The sequence below is a fragment of the Butyricicoccus sp. AM32-19 genome, assembly GCF_003480365.1.
Taxonomy (GTDB): Bacteria; Bacillota; Clostridia; order Oscillospirales; family Butyricicoccaceae; genus Agathobaculum; species Agathobaculum butyriciproducens.
Window position 1 is genome coordinate 134,795 of the sequence record NZ_QUIX01000001.1, and the last position, 20,866, is coordinate 155,660.

The 20,866-nt window shown below is 55.3% G+C and carries 31 protein-coding genes; all 31 read left to right on the forward strand.

Features of this window, described 5'->3' with window-relative positions; genetic code table 11:
• The first annotated feature begins 28 nt into the window (after positions 1-28).
• The 31 genes from pstC (at position 29) to DW806_RS00715 (ending at position 20,755) form a co-directional block, all read left to right on the forward strand.
• Positions 29-895, forward strand: a complete 867-nt coding sequence (gene pstC, locus DW806_RS00570; protein WP_118728787.1) for a phosphate ABC transporter permease subunit PstC — start codon at positions 29-31, stop codon at positions 893-895.
• On the forward strand, positions 892-1,773 hold the full coding sequence (pstA, locus tag DW806_RS00575) for a phosphate ABC transporter permease PstA (RefSeq protein ID WP_118728788.1): 882 nt from the start codon (positions 892-894) through the stop codon (positions 1,771-1,773). The genes pstC and pstA overlap by 4 nt, the downstream gene beginning before the upstream one ends.
• Before the next feature lie 13 nt (positions 1,774-1,786).
• The gene (gene pstB, locus DW806_RS00580; protein ID WP_118728789.1) at positions 1,787-2,539 is read left to right on the forward strand and encodes a phosphate ABC transporter ATP-binding protein PstB; all 753 of its coding nucleotides are present in this window, start codon (positions 1,787-1,789) and stop codon (positions 2,537-2,539) included.
• A complete protein-coding gene (gene phoU / locus DW806_RS00585) occupies positions 2,539-3,207 on the forward strand; it encodes a phosphate signaling complex protein PhoU (RefSeq protein WP_116704734.1) in 669 nt (222 codons plus the stop codon). Before pstB ends, phoU begins: the two co-directional genes overlap by 1 nt.
• Before the next feature lie 20 nt (positions 3,208-3,227).
• A complete protein-coding gene (locus DW806_RS00590) occupies positions 3,228-3,911 on the forward strand; it encodes a winged helix-turn-helix domain-containing protein (RefSeq protein WP_118728790.1) in 684 nt (227 codons plus the stop codon).
• Positions 3,908-5,557 carry a sensor histidine kinase gene (locus DW806_RS00595; RefSeq protein WP_118728791.1) on the forward strand — a complete coding sequence of 550 codons (1,650 nt, stop codon included), beginning with the start codon at positions 3,908-3,910 and terminating at the stop codon, positions 5,555-5,557. The genes DW806_RS00590 and DW806_RS00595 overlap by 4 nt, the downstream gene beginning before the upstream one ends.
• Positions 5,558-6,689: 1,132 nt before the next feature.
• Positions 6,690-7,088 carry a 30S ribosomal protein S8 gene (gene rpsH / locus DW806_RS00600; RefSeq protein ID WP_110435396.1) on the forward strand — a complete coding sequence of 133 codons (399 nt, stop codon included), beginning with the start codon at positions 6,690-6,692 and terminating at the stop codon, positions 7,086-7,088.
• A gap of 14 nt (positions 7,089-7,102) precedes the next feature.
• Positions 7,103-7,648 (forward strand): 50S ribosomal protein L6, encoded by a 546-nt coding sequence (gene rplF, locus DW806_RS00605; protein WP_110435395.1) that lies wholly within the window; start codon positions 7,103-7,105, stop codon positions 7,646-7,648.
• A gap of 21 nt (positions 7,649-7,669) precedes the next feature.
• Positions 7,670-8,029, forward strand: a complete 360-nt coding sequence (rplR, locus tag DW806_RS00610) for a 50S ribosomal protein L18 (protein WP_110435394.1) — start codon at positions 7,670-7,672, stop codon at positions 8,027-8,029.
• A 17-nt stretch (positions 8,030-8,046) separates the two neighbouring features.
• On the forward strand, positions 8,047-8,550 hold the full coding sequence (rpsE, locus tag DW806_RS00615; protein ID WP_054326956.1) for a 30S ribosomal protein S5: 504 nt from the start codon (positions 8,047-8,049) through the stop codon (positions 8,548-8,550).
• Positions 8,551-8,567: 17 nt separating this feature from the next.
• On the forward strand, positions 8,568-8,750 hold the full coding sequence (gene rpmD / locus DW806_RS00620) for a 50S ribosomal protein L30 (protein ID WP_110435393.1): 183 nt from the start codon (positions 8,568-8,570) through the stop codon (positions 8,748-8,750).
• Between the two features lie 3 nt (positions 8,751-8,753).
• Entirely contained in the window at positions 8,754-9,194 is a 441-nt protein-coding gene (gene rplO, locus DW806_RS00625) for a 50S ribosomal protein L15 (RefSeq protein ID WP_110435392.1), read from the forward strand.
• Between the two features lies 1 nt (position 9,195).
• Entirely contained in the window at positions 9,196-10,497 is a 1,302-nt protein-coding gene (gene secY / locus DW806_RS00630) for a preprotein translocase subunit SecY (RefSeq protein ID WP_118728792.1), read from the forward strand.
• Positions 10,498-10,516: 19 nt separating this feature from the next.
• Entirely contained in the window at positions 10,517-11,146 is a 630-nt protein-coding gene (locus DW806_RS00635; RefSeq protein WP_118360017.1) for an adenylate kinase, read from the forward strand.
• Position 11,147: 1 nt separating this feature from the next.
• Positions 11,148-11,912: a type I methionyl aminopeptidase gene (gene map / locus DW806_RS00640; protein ID WP_118728793.1), complete on the forward strand. Its 765-nt coding sequence runs from the start codon at positions 11,148-11,150 to the stop codon at positions 11,910-11,912.
• Positions 11,912-12,190: a KOW domain-containing RNA-binding protein gene (locus DW806_RS00645; RefSeq protein WP_110435388.1), complete on the forward strand. Its 279-nt coding sequence runs from the start codon at positions 11,912-11,914 to the stop codon at positions 12,188-12,190. Before map ends, DW806_RS00645 begins: the two co-directional genes overlap by 1 nt.
• A 19-nt stretch (positions 12,191-12,209) precedes the next feature.
• Complete coding sequence (infA, locus tag DW806_RS00650; protein WP_110435387.1) at positions 12,210-12,428, forward strand: translation initiation factor IF-1; 219 nt, start codon at positions 12,210-12,212, stop codon at positions 12,426-12,428.
• Positions 12,429-12,531: 103 nt separating this feature from the next.
• Positions 12,532-12,645, forward strand: a complete 114-nt coding sequence (gene rpmJ / locus DW806_RS00655) for a 50S ribosomal protein L36 (protein ID WP_031472205.1) — start codon at positions 12,532-12,534, stop codon at positions 12,643-12,645.
• 316 nt (positions 12,646-12,961) lie between these two features.
• Positions 12,962-13,330, forward strand: a complete 369-nt coding sequence (gene rpsM / locus DW806_RS00660; protein ID WP_031472203.1) for a 30S ribosomal protein S13 — start codon at positions 12,962-12,964, stop codon at positions 13,328-13,330.
• A gap of 16 nt (positions 13,331-13,346) precedes the next feature.
• Complete coding sequence (gene rpsK / locus DW806_RS00665) at positions 13,347-13,751, forward strand: 30S ribosomal protein S11 (protein ID WP_031472201.1); 405 nt, start codon at positions 13,347-13,349, stop codon at positions 13,749-13,751.
• An 18-nt stretch (positions 13,752-13,769) separates the two neighbouring features.
• On the forward strand, positions 13,770-14,363 hold the full coding sequence (rpsD, locus tag DW806_RS00670; protein WP_110435386.1) for a 30S ribosomal protein S4: 594 nt from the start codon (positions 13,770-13,772) through the stop codon (positions 14,361-14,363).
• 84 nt (positions 14,364-14,447) lie between these two features.
• The gene (locus DW806_RS00675; protein WP_110435385.1) at positions 14,448-15,395 is read left to right on the forward strand and encodes a DNA-directed RNA polymerase subunit alpha; all 948 of its coding nucleotides are present in this window, start codon (positions 14,448-14,450) and stop codon (positions 15,393-15,395) included.
• Between the two features lie 179 nt (positions 15,396-15,574).
• On the forward strand, positions 15,575-15,919 hold the full coding sequence (gene rplQ, locus DW806_RS00680; RefSeq protein ID WP_110435384.1) for a 50S ribosomal protein L17: 345 nt from the start codon (positions 15,575-15,577) through the stop codon (positions 15,917-15,919).
• A 180-nt stretch (positions 15,920-16,099) separates the two neighbouring features.
• The gene (locus tag DW806_RS00685) at positions 16,100-16,483 is read left to right on the forward strand and encodes a DUF2500 domain-containing protein (RefSeq protein WP_442861136.1); all 384 of its coding nucleotides are present in this window, start codon (positions 16,100-16,102) and stop codon (positions 16,481-16,483) included.
• A 101-nt stretch (positions 16,484-16,584) separates the two neighbouring features.
• Entirely contained in the window at positions 16,585-16,815 is a 231-nt protein-coding gene (locus DW806_RS00690) for a hypothetical protein (RefSeq protein WP_118728794.1), read from the forward strand.
• 123 nt (positions 16,816-16,938) lie between these two features.
• Positions 16,939-17,637 (forward strand): copper amine oxidase N-terminal domain-containing protein, encoded by a 699-nt coding sequence (locus DW806_RS00695; RefSeq protein ID WP_118728795.1) that lies wholly within the window; start codon positions 16,939-16,941, stop codon positions 17,635-17,637.
• Between the two features lie 34 nt (positions 17,638-17,671).
• A complete protein-coding gene (locus tag DW806_RS15070) occupies positions 17,672-17,845 on the forward strand; it encodes a hypothetical protein (RefSeq protein WP_158578249.1) in 174 nt (57 codons plus the stop codon).
• A 199-nt stretch (positions 17,846-18,044) separates the two neighbouring features.
• Positions 18,045-18,509: a ribosome maturation factor RimP gene (gene rimP / locus DW806_RS00700; RefSeq protein WP_242988106.1), complete on the forward strand. Its 465-nt coding sequence runs from the start codon at positions 18,045-18,047 to the stop codon at positions 18,507-18,509.
• Between the two features lie 21 nt (positions 18,510-18,530).
• Positions 18,531-19,595: a transcription termination factor NusA gene (gene nusA / locus DW806_RS00705; RefSeq protein ID WP_110435381.1), complete on the forward strand. Its 1,065-nt coding sequence runs from the start codon at positions 18,531-18,533 to the stop codon at positions 19,593-19,595.
• A gap of 22 nt (positions 19,596-19,617) precedes the next feature.
• Positions 19,618-19,899 carry an RNase P modulator RnpM gene (gene rnpM / locus DW806_RS00710; protein WP_117489855.1) on the forward strand — a complete coding sequence of 94 codons (282 nt, stop codon included), beginning with the start codon at positions 19,618-19,620 and terminating at the stop codon, positions 19,897-19,899.
• Positions 19,889-20,755, forward strand: a complete 867-nt coding sequence (locus DW806_RS00715; protein WP_158578250.1) for a ribosomal L7Ae/L30e/S12e/Gadd45 family protein — start codon at positions 19,889-19,891, stop codon at positions 20,753-20,755. Before rnpM ends, DW806_RS00715 begins: the two co-directional genes overlap by 11 nt.
• Positions 20,756-20,866 lie beyond the last annotated feature (111 nt).

The following is a 20,866-nucleotide window of genomic DNA, read 5'->3' on the forward strand; positions in this document are numbered from 1 at the left end:
GCCCTGTGCCTGTATAGGAGAAAGATTTATGAAAAACCTTCGGGAAAACCTGATGCACATGGTATTTTTCCTCTGTGCGCTGACCTCCATCTTTGCGGTGGTGCTCATCTGTATTTTCCTGTTTGCGAACGGTGTGCCTGCCATGAAGGAGATTGGCCTGCTGGACTTCCTCACAGGCGCGAAGTGGAAGCCGGGCAACGACATTTACGGCATCCTGCCGATGATCCTCGGCAGCCTGTACATCACCGCCGGTGCGATCGTTATCGGCGTGCCGATCGGTCTGCTGACCGCGGTATTCATGGCATTCTACTGTCCGAAAAAGCTGTACGGTCTGCTCAAGCCGTGCACCGAGCTGCTGGCCGGTATTCCGTCCATCGTATACGGCTTCTTCGGCATGGTCATTATCGTACCGGCAGTCCGTGCGGTGGCAGGCGTGTTCGGCGCGGATATCTCCGGCTCGTCCATTCTGGCGGCGTCCATCCTGCTCGGCATTATGATTCTGCCGACCATCATCGGTGTGTCCGAAGCGGCGCTGCGTGCGGTTCCGATGAGTTACTACGAGGGCGCCGTTGCCATGGGCGCACGGCATGAGCGTGCCATATTCACGGTTATGGTACCGGCTGCCAAGTCCGGCGTGCTGGCTGGCATCGTGCTCGGCATCGGCCGCGCCATCGGCGAGACTATGGCGGTTATCATGGTAGCGGGCAACCAGCCGCGGCTGACCGGCAGTATGCTCAAGGGCATCCGCACCATGACGGCAAACATCGTGCTTGAGATGGGCTACGCCACCAGCCTGCACCGTGAGGCGCTTATTGCGACCGGCGTTGTGCTGTTCGTATTCATTCTGCTCATCAATCTGGCATTCTCGGTTCTCAAGAGGAGGAAGGAAGCATGACAAGAGAAGCTGTCTCTGCTGCAAAACCGGCAGTGCGCGTACAGGCAAAGACCGAAAAGGTGCACGGCGCCGCATCTGCGGCTGTGCTCAAGGGTTTGGTGTACGGCGCGGCTATGCTGACTTTTGCGGTACTGCTGTTCCTGCTCGGCTATATTCTGGTGACGGGCATTCCGCATCTCAAGCCGTCGCTGTTTCAGTGGAATTATACCTCTGAGAACGTCTCGATGATGCCTGCCATCCTCACTACGGTTGAAACGACCGCGCTGGCACTGCTGCTGGCCGTGCCGCTCGGCCTGTTCACCGCCGTGTACCTGAATGAGTACGCCAAGCGCGGCAATAAGCTGGTAAACGTCATCCGCATCACGACCGAGACGCTTTCCGGCATTCCGTCCATTGTGTACGGCCTGTTCGGCATGCTGTTCTTCGTCACCAGGCTGCACTGGGGATACTCGCTGCTGGCCGGTGCGATGACGCTGGCGATCATGATCCTGCCGCTCATCATGCGTACCGCTGAGGAAGCACTGATTGCGGTTCCGGATTCCTACCGCGAAGGCTCGTTCGGTCTGGGTGCCGGACGTCTGCGCACGGTATTCCGCATCGTGCTGCCTGCTGCGGGTCCCGGCATCCTGTCCGGTGTTATCCTCGGTATCGGACGCATCGTCGGTGAGACTGCGGCGCTCATCTTTACCGCAGGCACCATGGCACAGATTCCCGGCCTGTTCCAGTCCGGCCGTACGCTGGCCATCCACATGTATGTGCTCTCGGGTGAGGCGCTGCACATGAACGAGGCAAATGCTACCGCAGTTGTTCTGCTGCTGGTGGTCCTGCTGATGAATACGCTTTCCGCTCTGGCAGCGAAAAAGCTGACCAAGAAGTAAATGGAGAATGAACATGGAAAATAAGATCGAAATTCACAATATGAATCTGCATTACGGCGATTTTCACGCCCTGCACGATATCAATCTGGATATCAAGGAGAATGAGATCACCGCATTCATCGGACCGTCCGGCTGCGGCAAGTCTACGCTGCTGCGTTCGCTCAACCGCATGAACGATCTGGTGGAAAACTGCCGTATCACGGGCGATATCATGCTTGACGGTCAGGATATCTACAAGAACTGTGACGTCAATCTGCTGCGCCGCCGTGTCGGCATGGTATTCCAAAAGCCGAATCCGTTCCCGATGTCGATTTATGACAACATCGCCTATGGTCCGCGCACGCACGGCATCAAGAGCCGTTTGCAGCTTGACGAGATCGTCGAGACTTCGCTCAAGCGTGCCGCTATCTGGGAGGAGACCAAGGATAACCTCAAAAAATCCGCGCTGTCCATGTCCGGCGGTCAGCAGCAGCGTATCTGCATCGCGCGTGCGCTTGCCGCAGACCCGGAGGTGCTGCTGATGGACGAGCCGACCTCTGCGCTTGATCCGATCTCCACCGCGAAGATCGAGGACCTTGTGCTCGAGCTCAAAAAGGATTATACTATCGTTATGGTAACGCATAATATGCAGCAGGCCACCCGTGTTTCGGATACGACCGCATTCTTCCTGCTTGGCGACATGATCGAAGTGGATGACACCGAAAAGCTGTTCTCCATGCCGTCGGACAAGCGCACGGAAGACTACATTACGGGGAGGTTCGGCTAATGAGAAACCGTTTTGACAATCAGCTTGCGGAGATGAACAATGAGCTGATCTCGATGGGAGCACTGTGCGAAAACGCAATCGCCAGTGCGGTAAAGGCTCTGCTTGAGGGCGATATCAAGCTGGCGGCGGCCGCCATCCGCATCGATCAGGAGATCGACCGCAAGGAACGCGAAATCGAGTCCATGTGCCTCAAGCTGCTGCTGCAGCAGCAGCCGGTGGCAAGCGATCTGCGTCTGATCTCCTCCGTGCTGAAAATGATCACGGATATCGAGCGTATAGGTGATCAGGCAAGCGATATTGCGGAGATTGTAACGTATCTGTCCGGTGCGTGCGGTCACAACACGCATATCGACCAGATGGCGCAGGCAACCATTAAAATGGTGACCGACAGCCTGGACGCGTTTGTCCGCCGTGACCTGACCCTTGCATGGAGCGTTATTGAATATGATGACGTGGTAGACCGCCTGTTTGACGAGTGCAAGAGCGACCTCATCGCGGAGATCGCGCAGAACCCGGAGGACGGCGAGCGCGTACTCGATGTGCTGATGATCGCCAAGTATCTGGAGCGTATCGGCGACCACGCGACCAATATTGCCGAATGGGTGGAGTTTTCCATCACCGGCTCGCATAAAAGTGCAATGCACGGCGCGGAAGCGGCGGCACGCTGACAGAAATCGGAGTGTAATATATGATATACTGTGTGGAAGATGATGCGGGTATCCGCGAACTGGTGGTGTATACACTGCGCAACACCGGTTTTGAGGCTGACGGCTTCGAGGACAGTGCGGCGCTGACCGCTGCTCTGAAAAAATGCAAGCCGCAGCTGATTCTGCTGGATATCATGCTGCCCGGTGAGGACGGCATCACTATTCTGCGTCGTCTGCGCGCAGCGCCGTATACGGCGAGGGTTCCGGTCATTCTGCTGACTGCGAAAAACACGGAGTACGACAAGGTAGTCGGTCTGGACACCGGTGCGGATGATTACATTCCCAAGCCGTTCGGCATGATGGAGCTGATCGCGCGCATTCGTGCGGTCCTGCGCCGCACCGAGGATATGCAGGACAAGGATGAGCCGCGTCCGCTGGTAGCCGGCGGCATCTGTGTGGATGAGCGTGCTCACACCGTATTCGTTAACGGGCAGGAGGTGCAGTTGACGCTCAAGGAGTACCAGCTGCTGTGCCTGCTGATGAAAAAACGCGGTGCCGTGCTCACGCGCGATGTGCTGCTCGAGAATATCTGGGGCTATAATAATGAAAGCGAAACCCGCACGGTCGATGTGCATATCCGCACGCTGCGGCAAAAGCTGGGCGCGGACGGTGCGCTGATCGAGACTGTCCGCGGTGTCGGCTACCGTATGGGAGAGCACACATGAGAAAGCGCGTATTCGGCAGCATTTTTCTCACGTCGCTTGTCACGCTGCTGCTGACGACCGGGCTGCTGCTGCTGGCGGTTCACGCCGGTCTGACCAATGATATGCGGCAGCGGCTGATAACGGAGAGCAGCTACCTGTCTGCGGTGGATGACATTCGGGAGGAACTGGAGGAGTGCGGCTCGGTGTACGCCGACCGTTTGACGCTGGTCGCGCAGGACGGCACGGTGCTGTACGACAACCGCACGAATGCCTCCGAGATGGAGAACCACGCCGTCCGTCCGGAGATTGCGGCGGCAGAGAAGAAAGGCGCGGGTGAGGACAACCGTCTGTCCGAAACCTTCGCTGAGCAGACGTTTTATTACGCGGTCCGTCTGAAAAACGGCGATGTTCTGCGTATTTCCGCAACTGCGGACAGCGTGTTCGGCGCACTGTCGAATGCGTCACCGTGGATTGTGCTGATCATCCTGCTGACGCTGTTGGTTGCAGCTGTGCTGGCAGGCTGGCTGACCGGTCTGTTCCTCAAGCCGATCGAAGCGCTCGACCTGCATGATCCGATGAAGGGCGAAGCCTATGACGAGCTGTCGCCGCTGCTGCACCGCATGGACAAGCAGAACCACAAAATTCAGGCGCAGATGGACGAGCTGCAGCGTCGTCAGGCTGAGTTTGACGACATTACGGCCCGCATGGACGAAGGTCTGGTGCTGTTTTCCGGCAAGGGCATGATTCTGTTCGCCAATCACGCTGCGCGGGCGCTGTTTCCGCATGACAGTGCGGAAAGAAGCTATCTGACGCTGTGCCGCGATGCGAATTACATTCAGGTGGTCGAGCAGGCGCTCGACGGCAAAGGCGCGCACGGAAAACTTGAGCGGAATGGCCGCATTTATGAACTTACGGCAAGCTCGGTGGAGGAGAACAGCGCATGGCACGCGGCCGTGCTGCTGATCGTGGATATTACCGAGCGCGAGCGTGCCGAGCAGCAGCGGCAGGAATTTACCGCCAACGTGTCGCACGAGCTGAAAACGCCGCTGACCAGCATCATGGGCTACGCGGAGATCATCGCGGGCGGCATTGCCAAGCCGGAGGACGTGGCGCCGTTTGCGGGCAAGATCCGCACGGAAGCGCAGCGGCTGCTGGCGCTCATCGAGGATATCATTCATCTGTCCCGACTGGATGAAGGCGGAGAAACGGTGGCCTTTGAGCCGGTGGAGCTGTCCGCACTCTGTGATACTGTGCGCGACCGCCTGCAGAGCAAGGCAGCAGGCAAGGGCATTGCGCTGCACATCGAGGGAGAACCGGCTGCGGTTTCCGGTCAGCGCCGCACGCTTGAGCAGATGATCTTTAATCTGACGGATAACGCCATCAATTATAATAAGCCGCAGGGCAGCGTGACGCTTGTGACCGGCACAGAGAACGGCCGGCCGTTCGTGCAGGTGGCGGATACCGGCATCGGTATCGCACCGGCGGACCAGCAGCGCGTGTTTGAGCGGTTCTACCGCGTGGATAAAAGCCACAGCAAGATGACCGGCGGCACCGGACTGGGGCTTTCGATTGTCAAGCATGGTGCGGCACTGCATCATGCGGAGGTTGAACTGAAGAGTGTACTCGGCGAGGGGACTTGCATTACTTTGCGGTTTCCTAAAGAATGAAATGCGCTCTGCGGAGCGTGGGAGACTGCCGCGCCCCGCGGCGGGGCAAGAGGGTAGACACCTACGGTTTCTACCCTCTTAACTCCCGTTTCCCTTTGTTTCTTAGCCCGGCAAAAATCGGAGAGCGGCGACTGCTTCGAAATAAGGGGAACGGCAGAGGATTCTTTCTATCGTAGGGGAGCACAGTGTGCTCCCATTTCTTGCCCTATTCGCAGTGTCAGATAATGTACTGCTACACATACGGTTAAATCTACGCAGGCGCGACATGCCCGTGTCGCGCAACCCTTTGGTGCGTTGTAACGCACGGCACCTACGAATTTGGCTATCTGGGACAATTTATCTTCGCAGGCCCTGCCTGTAACAACGCGCTCACGAATTGTGCGGCACTGTTATGCCGCACTCAGCGTAGATTTAACCGTATGTGTAGCAGTACGCTATCTGTGAACTGCGAAAAGGCGGAGAAAGACACGCTGTGGTAACCCGACTGCCGTTTCCCATTTTCGCAGCGGTCACATGTCGGCAATCTGCGCCAGACCCTCTAAGGGAAAAGGGGAGATTTACAAGAGGGTGGAAAACCGCAGGTTGTCTACCCTCTTGTGCGCCCGCGCGGCGTCAGCGCAGTTCCGTTCGCCTCGCAGGCGAAATCCTCTCAAAAAAGAAAATCTCAAAAAATTAAGAAATTTTGAAAAAAACACTTGCGCGATACACCCGGTGTAGTGTATACTAATTACAGTTGCGCAAATGCGTAACCGAATTGCCGCGCAAAGGAGTTTCTCCTGCGCACGCCCATTGGCCATCAACCGGATTTTCCCGGCGTGGTCCCTGGTGCGGTCCAAAAACGGCCGACCTGCCGTTATACCGGGTAATCAAGCAATTTGACTGCAAAACAGGCTAAAACTGCGTAAAAATCAGCACTTTTCCGATTGCAGCCATTGGTTTCTCGTGCTATAATTAACGCTGGTCTGGTTGAGTACTGGACCGGCGATTTTTTATCCCCGCCGCTGTCCGTGGAAGGGCCACGAACAGTGTAAAGAAAAGTGGAGGGCAAACAGACAAATCAGAACCGGATTAACCCACCGGCGCTCGATTGCTGCACTACCCCCAAACTTCTTATATTAAAGGAGAGCATTTTATGCAGATCACTGATCCTATCGCGGATATGCTGACTCGTATCCGCAACGCTGGCAATGCTCGTCATGCCAGTGTGGATGTACCCGCATCCAAGATGAAGAAGGCTATTGCCCAGATCCTGCTCGACGAAGGCTACATCAAGTCTTTCGAGGTTGTAGAGGGCAACACCCAGGGCATTATCCGCATCGCACTGAAGTACGTTGATAACCGCCAGAAGGCTATCACCGGCATCAAGCGTGTGTCCAAGCCGGGCCTGCGTGTATACGCTGGCGCACAGGAGCTGCCGAAGGTACTCCGCGGCCTTGGTATTGCCATCGTTTCCACTTCCAGAGGCGTCATGACCGACAAGAAGGCTCGCGAGCTGAATGTCGGCGGTGAAGTTCTCGCATTTGTATGGTAAGGGAGGTATAAACAATGTCTCGTATTGGTAGAATGCCGATTGCCATCCCGGCCGGCGTTGAAGTCAAGATTGACGGCAGCGTTGTTACCGTGAAGGGCGCTAAGGCAACCCTTACCCGCGAATTTCATCCGAACATGACCATCGCGGTAGAGGGCAACGAAATCCTCGTAACCCGTCCGAACGACGACAAGCACAACCGCGCACTGCACGGCCTCACCCGCAGCTTGGTTCACAACATGGTTGTTGGTGTTACCGAAGGCTTCAAGAAGGAGCTGAGCGTTCAGGGCGTTGGTTACCGTGTCGCTAAGCAGGGCAAGGATCTGGTTATGAACCTCGGCTACTCGCATCAGGTTACCATGAGCGAGGTAGAGGGCATCACGATCGACGTTCCGAACCCGAACACGATCATCATCTCCGGTCCTGACAAGCAGAAGGTTGGCCAGTTTGCAGCGGAAGTCCGCGAGAAGCGTCCGCCGGAACCCTATAAGGGCAAGGGCATTCGCTACGCTGATGAGTATGTCCGCCGCAAGGAAGGCAAGACCGGCGCTAAGAAGAAGTAAGGAAAGGAGAGGCGAAAATAAATGGTTTCGAAGAAGGATTCCAACAAGGCGCGCCTTCAGCGCCACAAGCGCGTACGCGCTAAGATCAGCGGCACCGCTGAGCGTCCCCGTCTGGACGTATTCCGTTCTGCAAAGAACATCTATGCACAGGTTATTGACGATGTAGCCGGTGTAACCCTCGTATCCGCCTCGACTGCAGAGAAGAGCTTTACCGAGTACGGCGGCAACAAGGAAGCAGCCAAGAAGATTGGTCAGATCGTTGCCGAGCGCTGCAAGGCTAAGGGCATTGAGACTGTCGTGTTTGACCGCGGCGGCTATGTGTTCCACGGCCGCGTGAAGGAGCTCGCAGATGGCGCCCGTGAGGGCGGCCTGCAGTTTTAATCGGGAGGAGGTAAAACATGGCTCAGTTTAACAGAAACGATAAGCGTGAGGACGAGTTCTCCGAGAACGTTGTAGCGCTCAACCGCGTTGCCAAGACCGTTAAGGGCGGCCGAATCTTCAAGTTCGCAGCTCTGGTCGTTGTAGGCGACGGCAAGGGTACTGTCGGTTTCGGCCTCGGTAAGGCTTCCGAGGTTCCGGACGCTATCCGCAAGGGCATCGAGGACGCCAAGAAGAACCTCGTTAAGATTTCTCTGAAGGGCACCACCATCCCGCACGAGGTTATCGGCGAGTTCGGTGCAGGCCGCGTTCTGCTCAAGCCTGCTGCTCCCGGTACCGGCGTTATCGCCGGCGGCGCTGTTCGTGCAGTAGTTGAGGCTGCCGGCATCAAGGACATCCGTACCAAGTGCCTGCGTTCCAACAACCCGCAGAACGTTGTTACCGCAACGATGGAAGGCCTGAAGAGCCTGCGCGACGCAGCTCAGGTAGCTGCTGTACGCGGCAAAGCCGTAGAAGAACTGTAAGAAAGGGGTAACTGACAATGGCTAACATGAAGATTACCCTGAAAAAGAGCCTGGCTGGTCGCTTGGAGAAGCACATCGCAACGGCTCATTCTTTGGGGCTTAAGAAGATCAATGACGTAACCGTTCAGCCGGACAACGCGCAGACGCGCGGCAAGGTAAAGCAGATCGGTTACCTGCTCGAAATCGTAGAGGAGGCGTAACCCATGAAGCTGCATGAATTGACGCCTGCCGCAGGCGCTACCAAGCCGGCATACCGTAAGGGCCGCGGCGCTGGTTCCGGCAATGGCAAGACCGCAGGTCGCGGTCACAAGGGCCAGTGGGCCCGTTCCGGCGGCGGTGTCCGTCCGGGCTTTGAAGGCGGCCAGATGCCTCTGGCACGTCGTCTGCCGAAGCGTGGTTTCCACAACATTTTCGGCACCACTTACGCACCGGTCAATGTTTCCGCACTGGAGAAGTTTGAAGACGGCGCTGAGGTAACTGCAGAGATCCTCTGCAATGCCGGCATCGTTAAGAATGCTCTCGACGGCATCAAGATCCTCGGCACCGGCACGCTGACCAAGAAGCTGACCGTTAAGGCAGCTGCTTTCTCGGCTTCCGCAAAGGAGAAGATCGAAGCCGCAGGCGGAAAGGCCGAGGTGGTTTAAGGTGTTTCAAACCCTTAAAAACGCCTGGTCTATGCCCGAACTGCGCAAGAAGATGCTGTACACTCTGTTCATCATCCTGATCTTCCGCTTTGGTTCGTGCATTCCGGTTCCGTTTATTGATACCGCGCTCCTGTCTCAGTACTTTGAGCAGGCATCGGTAAACGGTTCAATGCTTGGTTATCTGGATATGTTCACCGGCGGTGGTCTGTCTCGTGCGACCATCTTCGCAATGTCCATCACCCCGTATATCAATGCATCCATTATCCTTCAGCTGCTGACTGTTGCCATCCCCGCTCTTGAGCGCATGGTAAAGGACGGCGGCGAGGAAGGCCGTGAGAAGATTGCAAGCTGGACCCGTTACCTCGGCGTTCTGCTCGGTCTGCTCCAGGGCCTGTCCTACTACGCACTGCTCCGCAACGGTTTCGGCGGCAAGACTATGCTGTCTAACACCGGCGCGCTTGCAGCCGTAACCATTATTGTAACTTTCACCGCAGGCACCGCGCTGATCATGTGGATGGGCGAGCATATCACCCAGAAGGGTATTGGCAACGGCATTTCGATCATCCTGTTCGCAGGTATCGTTTCCCGCGGTCCGTCGCTCATGCGTACGCTGGTTGACCTGTTCCAGACCGGCACGAGCGGCATCGTTTCCGGCATTGCAATGATTATCGTCGGTCTTGCGATCGTTGTATTCATCGTTTATATGTCGAATGCAGAGCGCCGCATCCCGGTTCAGTACGCAAAGCGCGTAGTTGGCCGCAAGATGTACGGCGGTCAGTCCACCCACCTGCCGATCAAGGTCAATGCGTCCGGCGTTATGCCGATCATCTTCGCATCGTCCATCCTGTCCCTGCCGCAGACCATTTCGATGTTCTGGCACCCGGAGAGCGGCTCGGTTGGTGCGCATATTCTTAACCTGTTCTCTCAGACCAGCGTGTTCTACATTGTACTGTACGCACTGCTGATCCTCGCATTTGCATACTTCTATGCATCCATCCAGTTCAACCCGATCGAGATCGCCAACAACCTGAAGAAGAACGGCGGCTTCATCCCGGGCTTCCGTCCAGGCAAGCCGACCAGCGACTTCATCACCAAGGCACTCGGCAAGGTCACCTTCGTTGGTGCGCTGTTCCTCGCTGTTGTAGCACTGCTCCCGCTGATCGTAGGCGCAGTAAACTCCAGCCTGAGCAACGTAGCACTGGGCGGCACCTCGGTTATCATCGTAGTAGGCGTTGCGCTTGATACGGTGAAGCAGATGGAAGCACAGATGCTGATGCGTCATCATAAGGGATTCCTGGAATAATTCTGGAGGCTGTGTTCAAATGAATTTAATTCTGCTGGGCGCTCCGGGCGCCGGTAAGGGCACGCTTGCTTCTTACCTGATCGAGCAGATGGGTGTACCGAGCATTTCCACCGGTAACATCCTGCGCGAAGCGATTAAGAACAATACTCCGCTCGGCCAGTCCGCTAAGGAGTATATGGATGCCGGCAAGCTGGTACCCGATGAAGTGGTTATCGGCATGCTGAAGGAGCGTATCGCTAAGCGCGACTGCAAGAGCGGTTTCATCCTCGATGGTTTTCCGCGTACGATTCCGCAGGCGGAAGCACTCGACGAGATTGCTCGCATCGACTGCGCTCTGTCCCTTGAGGTTGCAGACGACGTCATCGAAAAGCGCATGACCGGCCGCCGTGTCTGCCTGCGCTGCGGTGCAACCTATCACGTTGAGGCAAATCCGCCGCGCGTGAAGGACGTTTGCGACATCTGCGGCGATAAGCTGGTCATCCGCAGCGATGATCAGGCTGAGGTCGTTCGTCATCGTCTTGAAACCTACCATGAGCAGACCGAGCCGCTCAAGGGCTACTATGAAGCCCAGGGCAAGCTCAAGAGCATCGATGGTGCTCAGGGCATCACCGCTACCGAAAAGTTTGCAGTAGAGGCGCTGGGTCTGTAATATGATTCATATCAAGACGGAAAAAGAGCTTGAAAAAATGCGTGTTGCCGGCCGCCTTACCGCTATTGCGCGTAAGGCGGCGGCAGACGCCGTAAAGCCGGGTGTTACCACCTGGGAGATCGACCGCATCGTCCGCAAGATGATTGAGGATGCCGGCGCCAAGCCGTCTTTCCTCGGCTACGGCGGCTTCCCGGGCAGCGCCTGCGTATCGCTGAATGACCAGGTCATCCACGGTATTCCTTCCAAGCACGCAGTTGTCAAGGAAGGCGATATCGTTAAGGTTGATGTTGGTGCATACATCGGCGGTTTCCACGGCGACTGCGCCTGCACGGTTCCGTGCGGTGAAGTAAGCGAAGAGGCGAAAAAGCTGATCGCTGTAACACGTCAGAGCTTCTTTGAAGGCATTAAATTTGCCCGTGAGGGCTACCGCGTATCGGATATCGGCGCAGCCGTTCAGGCTTACGTCGAGGCCAACGGCTTTTCTGTCGTGCGCGACTACGTCGGTCACGGCGTAGGCGCTGCGCTGCATGAGAGCCCGGAGGTTCCGAACTACGGCAAACCGGGCCACGGCATTCGCCTGCAGCGCGGTATGGTCATCGCGGTAGAGCCGATGGTCAATGTGGGTGTTTACACGGTCAAGGTCCTGCCGGATGGCTGGACGGTTAAGACCAGGGACGGCAAGCTGTCCGCTCACTACGAAAACACCATCGCTATTACGGATGGAGAGCCGGAGATTCTTACGAATATCGACGGCGAAGTGCTGTAATGGCAGAGATTCGTACCGCCGACATTGTGCTGTCGCTGACCGGAAGGGACAGAGGACAGCTGATGCTGGTCGTCGCAGAGGAGGGGGATTTTCTTCTGCTGGCGAACGGACGTGCGCGCCGGGCCGAAAACCCGAAGCGCAAGCGCCGCAAGCATGTGAGCCTGCAGGGCCCATGCGACGAGCGCACACGGCTTAAGCTGCAAAGCGAAAGCCGGCTGACAAACAGCGAGATCCGCAAGGCGCTCGCCCTCTGGACAGGGGACGAGAACGCAAATTGACCGAGGAGGATAAACCACAATGGCAAAAGATGATGTGATTGAGCTCGAGGGTACCGTCGTAGAGGCGCTGCCCAATGCAATGTTTCAGGTAGAGCTTCCCAACGGCCATAAGATTCTGGCGCATATCTCGGGCAAGCTCCGCATGAACTTTATCCGCATTCTTCCCGGCGACAAGGTCACCGTTCAGATGTCGCCTTACGACCTGACCCGCGGTCGTATCACTTGGCGTTCCAAGTAAGATAAAAAGCGGGCGGAGGTACGCATGTGACCTGCGCGCCAGTGGTCGCCGGACAGGTTTCCGGTGTCCCATCCCACCAAAAATTTGATGGAGGTAAAATAACATGAAGGTAAGACCGTCTGTAAAGCCGATCTGCGAGAAGTGCAAGATCATTCGCCGTAAGGGCAAGGTTATGGTTATCTGCCAGAACCCGAAGCACAAGCAGAAGCAGGGCTAAGAGCACCTGACGGTGCTTATAGGGACTTTCAAAAAGTCCCTATATACGAAAATCAGTTCCAGTAGAAACTGATTTTCGATACCGAAATGACGCGATCCAAGATCGCTGAGTCAAGGTATAAAATGAACGGGCAAAGCTCGTCCATTTTATGATGACTGCAAGCAGTCATCAATAAATGCGCACCCAGGGGTGCGGATCATGGTTTACGCGAGCACGACAAGCACGCACGGCGAGTGCGGCGCTGCAGGAGCGGAGGCGGCTCCTATACTGTGTTTGCAAACACGCCTCAGTGTGTAACTATGGAGGTTATAATAGTATGGCACGTATTGCCGGTGTTGACCTTCCCCGCGAGAAGCGCGTGGAGATCGGCCTGACCTACGTTTTCGGCATTGGCCGCAAAACGTCCAACGAGATCCTTGCTAAGACCGGTATCAATCCGGATACCCGCGTTAAGGACCTGACTGAAGAAGAGGCTGCTAAGCTGCGTGAAGTCATCGAGCGCGACTACAACGTCGAGGGTGACCTGCGCCGTGAGATCGGCCTGAATATCAAGCGCCTGGTTGAGATTGGATGCTACCGCGGCCTGCGCCATCGCCGCGGCCTGCCGGTTCGCGGTCAGCGCACCAAGACCAATGCTCGTACCCGCAAGGGCCCGAAGAAGACCATTGCGAACAAGAAGAAGTAAGGAGGGGAACGTATAAATGGCTAAGGTACAGAAGAAGGGCGCTGCGACCCGTACTCGTCGTCGTGAGCGCAAGAACATTGAAAAGGGCGCGGCACATATCCGTTCCTCTTTCAACAACACGATCGTTACCATTACCGACCTGAACGGTAACGCTATTTCCTGGGCTTCCTCCGGCGAAATGGGCTTCCGCGGTTCGCGTAAGTCCACTCCGTTCGCTGCTCAGACTGCGGCTGAAACCGCTGCTGCTGCTGCAATGGAGCACGGTCTGAAGACTGTTGAAGTATACGTTAAGGGCCCGGGTTCCGGCCGTGAGGCTGCAATCCGTGCACTGCAGGCCGCTGGCCTCGAGGTTACCATGATCAAGGACGTAACCCCGATCCCGCACAACGGCTGCCGTCCGCCCAAGCGTCGTCGAGTTTAATAGAGGAGGAACCAATAAATGGCTAAGAATACCCAGCCCGTTCTCAAGCGCTGCAAGACGCTTGGTCTTTCCCCTGCGGTACTTGGTTACTCCAAGTCCACGAAGCGTCAGCCCAAGCAGAGCCGCCGCAAGCAGTCCGAGTACGGCATGCAGCTGAACGAAAAGCAGAAGGTAAAATTCATCTACGGCGTACTCGAGAAGCAGTTCCATGCTTACTACGAGAAGGCTGAGCGCAAGCAGGGCATCACTGGTGAGATCCTGCTGCAGGAGCTCGAGCGCCGTCTGGACAACGTAGTTTTCCGCATGGGCTTTGCTAACACCCGCCGTGAGGCTCGTCAGCTGGTTAACCATGCACACTTCACCGTAAACGGCAAGCGCGTTAACATTCCGTCTTACCAGGTTAAGCCGGGCGACGTAGTTGCAGTTTCCGAGAAGTCCCGTTCTACCACCAAGTTCAAGTCTCTGCTGGAAGAGAACGGCAAGAAGGCTTGCCCGAAGTGGATCGAGAAGGCTAACGATTCCTTCGAGGGCAAGATCGTTGCGATGCCTGCACGTGACGACATCGACTATGATGTTGCCGAGCACCTCATCGTCGAGCTGTACTCGAAATAATAGACCCTCGCTTTTGGAACAGGCGCGGCGTCTGCTTCGCCTGTTCTATCTTAAGTTTCCAACCAACGTGAAGGAGGGTACCACATGATCGAAATCGAAAAACCGCGTATTGACTGTGAACAGCTCGCGGAGGACGGTTCCTACGGCAAGTTCGTTGTAGAGCCTCTTGAGCGCGGCTACGGCACCACGCTGGGCAACTCTCTGCGCCGCATCCTGCTGTCGTCTCTGCCGGGCACGGCAGCGTCCAGCATCAAGATCGCTGGTGTGCAGCACGAGTTTTCTACGATTCCGGGCGTTAAGGAAGACGTTACCGAAATCGTGCTGAATGTTAAGGGCATTATTGCCAAGCTGCATTGTGATGGTCCCAAGACGGTCTACATCGAGGCCGCCGGCGAGGGCGAGGTCAAGGCTGGCGATATTCATGCAGACGGCGAGGTTGAGATCCTCAACCCGGATCTGCACATCGCTACCCTGATGAGCGACGCGCGTCTGTCCATGGAGATTACGATGACTTCCGGCCGCGGCTATGTTCCGGCTGAGAAGAACAAGCAGCATCAGACCTCCATCGGCGTCATTCCGGTGGATTCGATCTACACGCCGGTTTACAAGGTAAACTACACGGTTGAAAACACCCGTGTACGCGACCTGACCGACTATGATAAGCTGACACTCGAGGTATGGACCGATGCAACCATCAACGCACGCGATGCGGTTTCGCTCGGTGCGAAGGTTCTGCGCGACCACCTCGATCTGTTCGTAGACCTGTCCGAGGAAATCGGCTCCAAGTCCACCGTTGTTGAAAAGGCTGAAGCGCAGCACGATAAGGTGCTTGAAATGACCATTGAGGAGCTTGACTTCTCCGTGCGTTCGTTCAACTGCCTCAAGCGCGCAGGCATCAACACGGTTGAGGACCTCATCAATACCTCTGAGGAGGACATGATGAAGGTTCGTAACCTGGGCCGCAAGTCCCTGGAAGAGGTTATCGGCAAGCTGGAGGCAATGGGTCTCCACCTCGCCAAGTCCGAAGAATAATCTGCGTCTTTCCGCCCGCAGCTTCGTCAGAAGCACGATTGCGTACCTTTGTACGCGGCACGCGCTTCTTCCTTGCTGTGAACGAAAATACTTGATTATTTCAAAGAGGAATTACTTGAACTGTTGCGGCGGTACGATTACCGCGCCGCCGCTTTACTTTAATTTGGAGGTAAACTCACATGGCTAACAATCGCAAGCTCGGCCGTGCTACGGATCACCGTATGGCTATGCTGCGTGCGCTGGTAACCTACCTGCTGGAGAACGGCAAGGTTGAGACCACGCTCGCTCGTGCCAAGGAAGTAGGCCCGCTGACTGAGAAGATGATCACCCTGGGCAAGAAGAACACCCTGGCATCCCGCCGTCAGGCTATGGCTTTCGTAACCAAGGAAGCTGTTGTTGCTAAGCTGTTCTCTGAGATCGCTCCGGAGTACGCTAACCGCAACGGTGGCTACACCCGCATCATCAAGACCGGCCCGCGTCGTGGCGACGCAGCTGAAATGGCGATCATCGAGCTGGTTAAGTAAGTTAAATTTTAACTTCTGACGACTCGATCTGTTCCAAAACAGAAAAATGATCCTAAAAAGGTTATCCAGTAGCGTGCTTATTGGATAACCTTTTTCTTTTTGCTTTTTTGCAGCCTGTATGTTACTATGTAGATAAATCGAAAGGCTAAATTCTGTCGAACAGGAAAAGGAGGGCCACAGATGTTTGCAATGCAGATGTTTGATATATTGAGTTTCATCGTCCCCATCATGTTTATTGTCGTATTTGGCATCATCATTTTTTCCATCATACAGGGGATAAGCACATGGCATAAGAACAACAATTCGCCCAGATTGACCGTACCGGCAGTGATCGTTGCAAAGCGGACAGATGTATTACATTACCAGCATGCCAATGCTGGCGACATGAGTGGAGCGCACGGCTTCCACACAACGTCGAGCACGACCTATTATGTCACGTTTCAGGTGGAAAGCGGGGACCGGATGGAGTTCCATGTTTCCGGCTCGGAATATGGTATGCTTGCAGAGGGTGATACCGGCAGACTGACCTTCCAAGGGACGCGGTATCTGTCGTTTGAGCGATAGTTTTTATTCGAGAGGGGACTGCGTATGCCGGAAAATATTCAAATAATCTGTTTGGTGCGGCTGTCTGCGGTCTGCTGATCGGTGTGGAGCGGCGAGAAAAAATGCAGGTGACCGAGCTTGCGGTCGGTCTGACAGACGGCAAAGGCGAACTTGTGCGTCTGTACGACTGGCTGGCACAGAGGAAAATCACCGTGCGCGAGATCAATCTCAAGCGGAAGGAAGGCAATTCGGTAAAAATTGTGCTATATATCGCCATGCCGCGGCATTTCGATAAAGCGAATTTCCTGCGGCTGCAGGAGGACATTCTGGGTGTGCAGTCGGTTGAGATATAAACGGAATAGCAAAGCCGTTCGGCAGAAATGCCGGACGGCTTTTGTGCTGATTGAATAATATAGCATTGAAATATAAGGAATTGTTTGGTATACTATAACAAACAAATAAAGGGAGGTCACAATATGAAAAAGAGAATCCCCGCAATCATCCTGATGTTTGCCCTGTTCCTGACCACATCCTATGCGGCAAACACTTATCGCAAGACGATCACCGTCACGTCCGGCGTCAATGTGGAATTTAACAACGAAGCAATCGACATGACAGACGCCAACGGTAAAGCGGTCGAGGCGTTTATCTACAACGGCACAACCTATGTGCCGATTCGTGCGGTGTCGAATGCGTTCGGCGCGGATATCGGCTACGACCGCAATACGCAGACGATTTCGATTTATGATGATTTCACAGAAATTGTTACAGCAGCGTATAAGTTGGAGCGTACAATTACCATATGCAGAGGAGAACTTGATCTTTATAATGAATCAATCAACGCGAATTTATTTACAATAAATCCAGCAACAAGAAATCCGGATAGTGAAGCTCTTATTAGCCGGAACGAGAAAATGTTACAGACATTGCAAAAGGAAAATATCAACTATTCGCTTTTGGAAGAAGAACTATTGCCGCTTTATAATGAGTTTATTCCGGCATATAGAAATGCAGTAAAGAATTATACAGCAATGTATAATCAAAAGAGTTATTCTAATATGAATTTGTGGAGTGCTTTTTCTCGTAGTGAAAACGAAGCAAATGTAAATGGTATTAGTTATAGTGTTGAGTTGGAATCTTTTTATGATTCGTTCAACTGGCGTGAATTTAAGTAATTGGCAGTTGGAATAAAAAAAGGAGATAGAGATTATGTACCTGAAAGCGACCTTATTCACCATATTAGGCTGGTTTATCGGCCTGATACTGGATGCAAACATCGATTTCGGTGACCCAATGGGTTTCCTCAGTCTGCGCATCCTGTTTCCCATCTTGGCCATGGGACTGTGCATCCTGCATGAGCTGAGACACGGCAGCAGCCGCTAATCCGCAAAATTTGCGGCTCACACGCCTAAATTTGTGCATTTTCACGGTAAAAACGGATATTTTTATTGCAAAAACGCTTGCAATGTACGGCAATGCGTGATATACTATCAGTGTAAGATGATAAGTAACCGTAAGGAGTGGCCAAGTGCCACTCCTTACGCTTTGCTCGGAGAAAATTTTTCAGTAAGGAGGGACGGCTTTGCAGGCAAAGCAGATCGTAGCCCGCGTAGAGGAACTGGTAAAGCCTTTGTGTGAACAGGCTGGTGTTTCCCTGTGGGATGTGGAGTTTGAAAAAGAGGGCGGACAGTACATGCTGACCGTCACCGTGGATCGTCCGGAAGGCGTTAATATCGACCAGTGCGAGCAGGTTTCGCGCGCACTCGATCCCATGCTGGATGAAAAGGAATTTGACGATATGCCGTCCTACACGCTGTGTGTTTCCTCGGCCGGTATGTCGCGCCGCCTCAAGCGCCCGGAGCATTTCCAGGCGTTCATGGGTCAGACCGTCGAAGTCGGCTTCTACAAGCCGATGAACGGTATGAAGCAGATCGAGGGCACACTCGCTGGCTATGACAACGGCGCTGTAACGCTGGAAGTGAACGGCGAGACCACTGTATACGAACCCAAAGACATTGCCGCAGTTCGACTGGCGGTAGAGATATAAGAAGGAGCTGAGTTGGAAAAAATGGTTAACGCAGAATTTTTTGACGCGCTGGAACAGCTGGAAAAGGAAAAAGGCATTCCGGTAGACTATATGCTCGACCGTGTAGGTCAGGCGCTGATCACCGCCTACAAGCGCGATAACGACGGCATGACCGATAATGTTTATGTTGAGCCGGACCGCGACAAGAAGACCATTCACATGTTTGTCCGCAAGACGGTTGTCAAGGCGGAGGACCTGTACGAGCCGTACGAGGAGATCACCCTCGAGGAGGCTGCCGAGTACAAGAATAACCCGATGGTAGGCGATATCATTGATATCGACATCCCGACCAAGTCCTTCGGCCGCATTGCGGCCCAGACTGCAAAGCAGGTTATCATTCAGGGCATCCGCGAGGCAGAGCGCGGCATGGTTATCTCCGAGTTCGAGAGCAAGGAACACGAGATCCTCAACGGCGTGGTTGCCCGCATTGATCCGCGCTCCGGCACCGCTTATCTGGATGTTGTTTCCGGCGGTGAGAAGAGCGAGGCTGTTCTGGCGGCTTCCGAGCAGGTGCGCGGTGAGGTCCTGACCGAGGGTCAGCGCCTGAAGGTTTATCTCATTGAGGTCCGCCGCGGCACCCGCGGCCCGCAGGTCGTTGTTTCCCGCACCCACCCGGGTCTGGTTAAGCGTCTGTTTGAGCTGGAGGTGCCGGAGATCCACTCCGGTATCGTCGAGGTCAAGTCCATCGCGCGTGAGGCAGGCAACCGCACCAAGATCGCTGTTGTTTCCCACGATGAGAACGTGGATCCGATCGGCGCATGCGTTGGTACCCGCGGTGCGCGTGTTGCCAACATCACCGGCGAGCTGAACGGCGAGAAGATCGACATCATCAAGTGGAACGAGGATATGGCGCAGTTTGTTTCTGCGGCACTCGCTCCGGCTGATGTTATCAATGCCACCATGCAGGCAGACAACAAGTCCTGCCGTGTCATCGTTCCGGACGATCAGCTGTCCCTCGCTATCGGCAAGGAAGGCCAGAACGCGCGTCTGGCTGCCAAGCTGACCGGCTGCAAGATCGATATCGCTCCTGAGTCTCAGGGCGAATAAGCAAGCGGAGGTGCGGCAGAATATGGTACAGAAGAAGATTCCCATGCGGCAGTGCCTCGGCTGCCGTGAAATGTTCCCGAAACGGGAGCTGATCCGCGTGGTGCGTTCGCCGGAAGGCGAGCTTTCGCTGGATTTCAAGGGCAAGGCACCCGGCCGCGGCGCATACCTGTGCGGCAAGCCGGAATGTCTGAAAAAGGCCCGCAAGAGCCGAGCGATCGAGCGTGCGCTCAGTGTAGAGGTGCCCGAGTCGGTCTATGACCAGCTTGAGCAGCAGATGGAACAGGAGGGTGCAAATGGCAACTGATCCGGTTCTGAGAATGCTCGGTCTGGCACGCCGTGCCGGCAAGCTGGCCTACGGTGACGAGCTGGTGCGCGAAGCGTGCTTCGACCACAAGACCCGCTGTGTGTTCATCGCGGGCGACGCAGGCGCAAATGCAGCGAAAAAGGCCGCATTTTACGCCGATAAGGCCAATGTGCCGTGCGTAACGTTGCCGCACGGCAAGCTGGAACTCGGCAGCGCGATCGGCAAGGCAGGCTGCGCGATGTGCGCGGTAGCGGACATCGGCATGGCGGCAGCAGCCGTAAATAAGCTGGCGGAGCAGGATCCTGCATACGCCGAAGTGGCGCAGCAGCTTAGCGAAAAAAACGCAAAGATCCAGTCCCGCAGGGGCGTCAAAAAGCATAAGGATAAGGCGGAAAAGACCGAGGAAGCGCCGGTCAAGACCGAAAAATCGGCAGAGGAGAAGCCCAAGCGCACCTACCGTAAGCCGTCCGGCGATCGCCCGTTCCGCAAGGAAGGCGACCGTCCGTATCGCAAGAATGACGGAGAGAAGCGCTCGTTCCACAAGGACGGCGAATATCGTCCGTATCGCAAGAATGACGGCGAGAAGCGCCCGTTCCGCAAGGACGGCGACCGTCCGTATCGCAAGAATGACGGCGAAAAGCGCCCGTTCCGCAAGGACGGTGAATATCGTCCGTATCGCAAGAATGACGGCGAGAAGCGTCCGTTCCGCAAGGACGGTGAATATCGTCCGTACCGCAAGAACGACGGAGAGAAGCGTCCGTTCCGCAAAGACGGCGAACGCCGCCCGTACCGTAAAAGCGGTGCCGGCAAGCCGAGCTTCAACAGCGGCAAGCGCAGCTTCCGCAATAAAACGTAATTTCCCGCGCCGCAGCGCGCATTCCAATAGCAAAGCATAGCTTTGCATCAAATGTGCGAGCTTTGCCCGTGCATTTGATACCAGAGCGGAGAAAAGTTTTGACACAGGAGG

Excerpts from the sequence above, each read along its gene's own strand:
- DW806_RS00675 (WP_110435385.1), top strand. The coding sequence starts at position 14,448 with ATGATCGAAATCGAAAAACCGCGTATTGACTGTGAACAGCTCGCGGAG.
- DW806_RS00595 (WP_118728791.1), top strand. The coding sequence starts at position 3,908 with ATGAGAAAGCGCGTATTCGGCAGCATTTTTCTCACGTCGCTTGTCACG.
- DW806_RS00685 (WP_442861136.1), top strand. The coding sequence starts at position 16,100 with ATGTTTGCAATGCAGATGTTTGATATATTGAGTTTCATCGTCCCCATC.
- DW806_RS15070 (WP_158578249.1), top strand. The coding sequence starts at position 17,672 with ATGTACCTGAAAGCGACCTTATTCACCATATTAGGCTGGTTTATCGGC.
- rpmJ (WP_031472205.1), top strand. The coding sequence starts at position 12,532 with ATGAAGGTAAGACCGTCTGTAAAGCCGATCTGCGAGAAGTGCAAGATC.
- rplR (WP_110435394.1), top strand. The coding sequence starts at position 7,670 with ATGGTTTCGAAGAAGGATTCCAACAAGGCGCGCCTTCAGCGCCACAAG.
- rplQ (WP_110435384.1), top strand. The coding sequence starts at position 15,575 with ATGGCTAACAATCGCAAGCTCGGCCGTGCTACGGATCACCGTATGGCT.
- rplO (WP_110435392.1), top strand. The coding sequence starts at position 8,754 with ATGAAGCTGCATGAATTGACGCCTGCCGCAGGCGCTACCAAGCCGGCA.
- rpsM (WP_031472203.1), top strand. The coding sequence starts at position 12,962 with ATGGCACGTATTGCCGGTGTTGACCTTCCCCGCGAGAAGCGCGTGGAG.
- map (WP_118728793.1), top strand. The coding sequence starts at position 11,148 with ATGATTCATATCAAGACGGAAAAAGAGCTTGAAAAAATGCGTGTTGCC.
- phoU (WP_116704734.1), top strand. The coding sequence starts at position 2,539 with ATGAGAAACCGTTTTGACAATCAGCTTGCGGAGATGAACAATGAGCTG.
- infA (WP_110435387.1), top strand. The coding sequence starts at position 12,210 with ATGGCAAAAGATGATGTGATTGAGCTCGAGGGTACCGTCGTAGAGGCG.
- rnpM (WP_117489855.1), top strand. The coding sequence starts at position 19,618 with ATGGTACAGAAGAAGATTCCCATGCGGCAGTGCCTCGGCTGCCGTGAA.
- DW806_RS00645 (WP_110435388.1), top strand. The coding sequence starts at position 11,912 with ATGGCAGAGATTCGTACCGCCGACATTGTGCTGTCGCTGACCGGAAGG.
- DW806_RS00590 (WP_118728790.1), top strand. The coding sequence starts at position 3,228 with ATGATATACTGTGTGGAAGATGATGCGGGTATCCGCGAACTGGTGGTG.
- rplF (WP_110435395.1), top strand. The coding sequence starts at position 7,103 with ATGTCTCGTATTGGTAGAATGCCGATTGCCATCCCGGCCGGCGTTGAA.
- pstA (WP_118728788.1), top strand. The coding sequence starts at position 892 with ATGACAAGAGAAGCTGTCTCTGCTGCAAAACCGGCAGTGCGCGTACAG.
- pstC (WP_118728787.1), top strand. The coding sequence starts at position 29 with ATGAAAAACCTTCGGGAAAACCTGATGCACATGGTATTTTTCCTCTGT.
- rpmD (WP_110435393.1), top strand. The coding sequence starts at position 8,568 with ATGGCTAACATGAAGATTACCCTGAAAAAGAGCCTGGCTGGTCGCTTG.
- DW806_RS00690 (WP_118728794.1), top strand. The coding sequence starts at position 16,585 with ATGCAGGTGACCGAGCTTGCGGTCGGTCTGACAGACGGCAAAGGCGAA.
- rpsE (WP_054326956.1), top strand. The coding sequence starts at position 8,047 with ATGGCTCAGTTTAACAGAAACGATAAGCGTGAGGACGAGTTCTCCGAG.
- DW806_RS00695 (WP_118728795.1), top strand. The coding sequence starts at position 16,939 with ATGAAAAAGAGAATCCCCGCAATCATCCTGATGTTTGCCCTGTTCCTG.
- pstB (WP_118728789.1), top strand. The coding sequence starts at position 1,787 with ATGGAAAATAAGATCGAAATTCACAATATGAATCTGCATTACGGCGAT.
- rpsK (WP_031472201.1), top strand. The coding sequence starts at position 13,347 with ATGGCTAAGGTACAGAAGAAGGGCGCTGCGACCCGTACTCGTCGTCGT.
- DW806_RS00635 (WP_118360017.1), top strand. The coding sequence starts at position 10,517 with ATGAATTTAATTCTGCTGGGCGCTCCGGGCGCCGGTAAGGGCACGCTT.
- rpsD (WP_110435386.1), top strand. The coding sequence starts at position 13,770 with ATGGCTAAGAATACCCAGCCCGTTCTCAAGCGCTGCAAGACGCTTGGT.
- DW806_RS00715 (WP_158578250.1), top strand. The coding sequence starts at position 19,889 with ATGGCAACTGATCCGGTTCTGAGAATGCTCGGTCTGGCACGCCGTGCC.
- rpsH (WP_110435396.1), top strand. The coding sequence starts at position 6,690 with ATGCAGATCACTGATCCTATCGCGGATATGCTGACTCGTATCCGCAAC.
- nusA (WP_110435381.1), top strand. The coding sequence starts at position 18,531 with ATGGTTAACGCAGAATTTTTTGACGCGCTGGAACAGCTGGAAAAGGAA.